4 protein-coding genes are annotated in these 3,381 nt (G+C 44.0%); all 4 read left to right on the top strand.

Features of this window, described 5'->3' with window-relative positions; genetic code table 11:
• A partial coding sequence (locus ACOEN1_RS13235) for a phage tail protein (protein ID WP_422487365.1) occupies positions 1-651 on the top strand: 651 nt, incomplete at its 5' end.
• Between the two features lie 18 nt (positions 652-669).
• The gene (locus ACOEN1_RS13230; RefSeq protein WP_422487364.1) at positions 670-1,797 is read left to right on the top strand and encodes a hypothetical protein; all 1,128 of its coding nucleotides are present in this window, start codon (positions 670-672) and stop codon (positions 1,795-1,797) included.
• Between the two features lie 11 nt (positions 1,798-1,808).
• A complete protein-coding gene (locus ACOEN1_RS13225; protein WP_422487363.1) occupies positions 1,809-2,882 on the top strand; it encodes a hypothetical protein in 1,074 nt (357 codons plus the stop codon).
• Between the two features lie 83 nt (positions 2,883-2,965).
• A partial coding sequence (locus tag ACOEN1_RS13220; RefSeq protein WP_352417944.1) for a phage holin family protein occupies positions 2,966-3,381 on the top strand: 416 nt, incomplete at its 3' end.

Genomic DNA, 3,381 nt, shown 5'->3' with positions numbered 1-3,381 from the left:
GGACTTTTAAACTCTCTACCAACACTGATTCAGTCCCTGCCTCAGATTATTAACAGCATCATTACCTTTATCACCAGTAACCTACCAAAGCTCATTGAAATGGGAGTTCAGCTGACCATTCAGCTTGGTATGGGACTTATTCGTGCCATTCCTCAGATCGTGGCGCAACTACCTCAGATCATCATGTCTATCGTCACCGGACTTGCCCGTGGGATCCCATCAATCTTAGAAGTGGGAAGAAATATCGCAAGAGGTTTATGGGACGGTATCGCATCGATGATTGGTTGGCTTGGAGAAAAAGTGAAAAATATGGTCAACGGTATCGTTGGTGGCGTTAAGAAGGTTCTTGGAATTAGATCTCCTTCAAAGGTATTTGCAGGCATTGGTTCCAACATGGGTGAAGGTATTGGAGAGGGCTTCGAGAAAGCCATGGGTGATGTGGAAAAAGATATGCAGGGAGCTATTCCTACAGACTTTGATTTGGACCTGAACTCTCAAGTCACTGGAAGTTTTGGTGGTTCTGACGGCGCAGTCTTTGATGTGACTATCCCTCTTACCATTGACGGTAATATTCTAACCCGTGTTATTGCACAGCTTCAGTGGAACCAAAACATCGTCACAGTTAGAAACCTGGGTGTGGCTGGAAGTTAATAGAAAGGAGGCGATCCCTTGATTGAAATTTACGCGGGAGCAACCATGATTCAGTCCGTTAAGAAAGTCATCAGCTCAAATATTAGAGAAACCTTGGAGGGTGAGTTTACCCTCTCATTTACTGTTATGGCGAAGTCTGCACTGGCTTTAAAAACAAAGCAAATTGCAAAACTAGATAATCAGTATTTTGAACTGGTTCAAATCGGCAAATCAATTCAAGGGAGCCTGCCGGTCTGCTCTGTTCTTTGTGAGCATGTGTCCTACCTGCTCAACCACGAGATGTATAACATCACTGAGTTTGATTTTACGGGAGATCCAGCTACAGGATTATCCCAGCTCCTTGCAGGCACTCCCTATTCAGCAGGGATTGTGGATTTTACAGAGAGCGTCACGATGAAAATCAACCAGAAGGTTTCAAGGCGAGCTGCCCTTATGCAGTTCATTGCTATTTTGGGTGGTGAAATCCAGTACGATGGCTATAGCATAAATATTCGTAGCCATAGAGGCTCCAATGATTATATCCCTGTGATGGGTTCAAAGAATGTTACAAACGTGGCTGTATCCCATGATTCCAGGGAGAATGCATCATCCTATGACATTTCCTTTTTCAAACTGATGGATTTGGCTGTAGGCGATAATGTGCACATCATCTTCAATCCATTAGGAATCAATGTGAAAACCAGGATCATCTCACTTGAGTACAATCCATTTTACAGATTCAACATCCGCGTTGAGGTGGGAAGATACAGACCAAGTATTTCTGATACCTTCTATCGCATCGAAAATTCAATTTCTAATGTTGGAAGCTCTGTGGATGATCTTCAAAACCAGGTCTATGACTTAGGTGTCTCCTACACCATTGTAAAAACGCTGTCGGTGGTTAATAACAAAATCAATGTGACCTATGAAGTGGAAAAAGGTGATACCCATCAGTATCATGCCGAGTACAGCTTCACCACAGATTCCAGTGGCAGGATCACCAGCATTGCCTTAGAAGATATTTTCTCAGAGCTTCTCCTTAAAGAGGTTACTTCGCTTCTGATTGATGCTGCAGCCTTTGAAGTAACCTATGCCGATGGCTCAACTGGAAGCTACACATACTCCACTGATTCCAGTGGAAGAATCACAGCCATTGAGAAAGTTTAAGGAGGAAACCCATGAGCTATGATCGTAACTTTAATAACACCTTGGCCATCTGGACAGCTTTTGGTGGCAGGGGCAGCATAGTACTTCCTATTCCTACCTTAAGCTGGACCAAGAAGTACTATAACAACTTTGGCTATACCCAATACGGAAGTGAAAGACAGATTAATGTCTATGATAACGGAAACGCTCAGATTGCAGTTTATTATGCCAAAACCCCATACATGTCCTACTGGAACAAGACCACCAAACAATGGACCGTTGTCAGTGTTCCTTGGTGGAGTCATGGACAGCCTGAAATTCTTTATGCTGCTGATGGTGTCTTTATCGCAAAGATCGTGGGTCTCGCCAATATCATCGCATCCTTTGATGGTATTACCTGGCATAATGCTGGGTACTGCGCCGGAGCACAAAATGCCATGACCTGTGGTGCTTATGATATGGACAGAGGCTCTGGTGTGGTCAGCTGGTGGTACTATAAATCCCCGGTTTACTATAGCTTTGATTCCCTGGAAGAACGAACTGCCTGGACCCTGGTCGGATCTGATGGAACCTCAGTCCCCATCTTTAAATACCTGACCCGGCACAAAGGATACTTTGTAGGTGTTGTTGGTGGTGACAAATCCATCGCCAGAGCCAGCACATCAAGTCCAGGAAGCTGGGGAACCACCATTCCTGAAGATGTGAATGATACTCGGTACATGTTCATTCGCTCTATCAATGGTGTGCTCTTTGTGATGAAATTCAATTACACCAATGTGGGTGGCGATTACACCTACTATGTGAAGCTCTGTGTGATGAACGATGATGCTACACAGATTACTGAAACCAATCTTTCCTGGGTAGGAGATCTGGCAAATAACAATATTCCTAATCCAAGAAACATCATGTGGATGCCTGATTGGGGGAAGTTTGCACTTCTAAAAGAGAGCAGTCTTTGCGTATCCTCTGATGGGATTACCTGGGAATGCTTGCATCAGCCAGGATTCACAACTACCCAATACGATACCTTTGACGGTGCTATGTACATTCCCGGAGACGGGTTCTATGCCAAAGCCAGCGGCTATGTTTACTATGCACCTTACTAATGGAAGCCTATTACTATCAGATTATGACGCCTTTAGCTGGGCGTCTTTTTATATATAAATCTACATGAAAGCGAGGAAAAATAATGAGAGACATTTGGACTTATATTCAACTGGCTATTGCTGGCCTTGGCGGTTGGCTTGGCTGGTTTCTCGGAGGTTACGATGGATTTTTATATGCCCTGATTGCCTTTGTTGTCATTGACTATCTGCTTGGTGTCATGTGCGCCATAATCGAGAAGCATTTATCCAGTGACGTTGGTGCTCGGGGCATCTTTAAAAAAGTGGTGATCTTCTCTTTGGTGGGGGTAGCCCACATCATTGATCAGAACATCATCGGTGATGGTGGTGTTATCAGAACAGCAGTTATTTTCTTCTACCTATCCAATGAAGGAATCAGCATTATTGAAAATGCCACAAGACTTGGACTGCCTATTCCAGAAAAGCTCCGCGATGTTTTGGAACAACTTAAAGACGGTGGAGATAAAGATGGAACAAAGTA

It is taken from the genome of Gudongella sp. DL1XJH-153 (genome assembly GCF_049310905.1).
Taxonomy (GTDB): Bacteria; Bacillota; Clostridia; order Tissierellales; family Tissierellaceae; genus Gudongella.
This window is presented reverse-complemented; position numbering and strand designations above follow the sequence as displayed.